1 protein-coding gene is annotated in these 1,570 nt (G+C 37.9%); it reads right to left on the reverse strand.

Annotated elements, in window-relative coordinates:
• Positions 1–28: 28 nt before the first annotated feature.
• Positions 29–1,435: an ISLre2-like element ISLcr1 family transposase gene (locus CP366_RS10300; RefSeq protein WP_089146280.1), complete on the reverse strand. Its 1,407-nt coding sequence runs from the start codon at positions 1,433–1,435 to the stop codon at positions 29–31.
• Positions 1,436–1,570 lie beyond the last annotated feature (135 nt).

Here is a 1,570-nt window from a genome sequence, read left to right on the forward strand (position 1 = left end):
TGTGAACCATTAGTCTAACCTTAATTTCTTAAATATTTATCTGATTTATTTTCCTACCGAAATCATTCAAATAGCTATGACCTGCCGTTAAACTTTCAATTATTCCATGATGAATGCCCAGATGGGTTTCATGCATCTTTCTTAGACTAGCACGAACTGCACCTTTCAATTCTTCCTGATCACCAATATCCAGCTGTCCACCAGCGAACTCACTGCTAAGCCAGTATTCCAGTTCATTGTTTTTGATACAAGTCAGTACACGCAAGATTCCTTCGGCACCATCTTCTGACCAGTATTTTCCTTGCCCTTTGACGCGATAGGTATATTTGCGATGATTGCTTTCACAGCAGCCAATTGCTTTAATTACCGACAAATGACGCATTTTGAATGGTTTTATATCCGCCCAGCGACGATGAAGATAGCTGCGCAGAAGCTTTAGGTTTTCATGATTTTCTGGCGTATTCAGTTCATCAATCAGATTGCTTTCAATCGTGTCTAAAATTACATCAGTTAAGTGACGGTCATATTTAAACTCAACTGCGCTGATCAATTTGCCTTGCATAGCTGGCATAAAGCTTAGACGGTCCTTAATTTTTTTATTCAAGTGAAAGACATCCAAGAAGTGTTCGTGCTGCCGGCAATAACCAACTATTTCATCAAAATCTTTCTTGGCATAACCGGCACCGCCATCGGCATTACTGATGATTAAAGTATCGCTTAAGTCATAGGTATTAGCTAAATAGGTTTTAATTTCTTGCAAAGCATCCAAGCGGCTTAAAGAAACAAACTCTTTGGCCTGAACTCTCTTCCTGCGCTTTTGGCTTAAATTAATAATATCCTCACAGACTTGATAGCGATGAAACTCTAGCCGTTTCTTGGTGCCCTTAATCACAACACCATCGCCTTCAAGATAAAGTACTGGCACCTTTTTCCTTTGGGTAATGCCATCGTATCTTTCTTCCGACTGTTGTTGGTTTTTAATCAGTTTGCCTGCTTGAACTATCAGTTTGCCAACTTGACTATGACTAATGTTAAAACAAGAAAGGGTATTAACTGCCAAAGCAGTGTTACGGTAAGTTGCCACAGCACTAACCTGTAAAACATCCTTCACTGCTAAAACACTATAACGCTTATACTTGTCATAGCCCATCAGCTCATCCAGCGGGTATTTAGCCTTTTTGCCTGGACAAATATATCTCCTGCGCCAATAGCTAATCTCTCCAAAGACAGTTACAACTGAACGCTTATTTCTCTTTTCAATCTGATAGCCTTGCTTTTTAGTCTCCTCAACTAAACCAGCATCAACTTCTTCTAGCGCTAGTTTCATTAATTCTCTAATTAGATTAAAGAAATAGCACATTAATGCCTTTTCACGAGCAATAACATTATTTTCAGACTTAATAATTTTCACGATATCAGTTATAATAGATTCCATAAAAGACCAGCTTCTAATGTGTTTTTGTTCTTAACATCAGACTACTGGTCTTTTTGTTTTAGCTCAAGTCCAAATTCAAAGGACTTGAGCTTTTTAATTATTTATTCAACTTACCGCAAAAAATTATACACTTAG

The organism is Lactobacillus sp. UMNPBX15, assembly GCF_002553785.1.
Lineage (GTDB): Bacteria > Bacillota > Bacilli > Lactobacillales > Lactobacillaceae > Lactobacillus > Lactobacillus crispatus.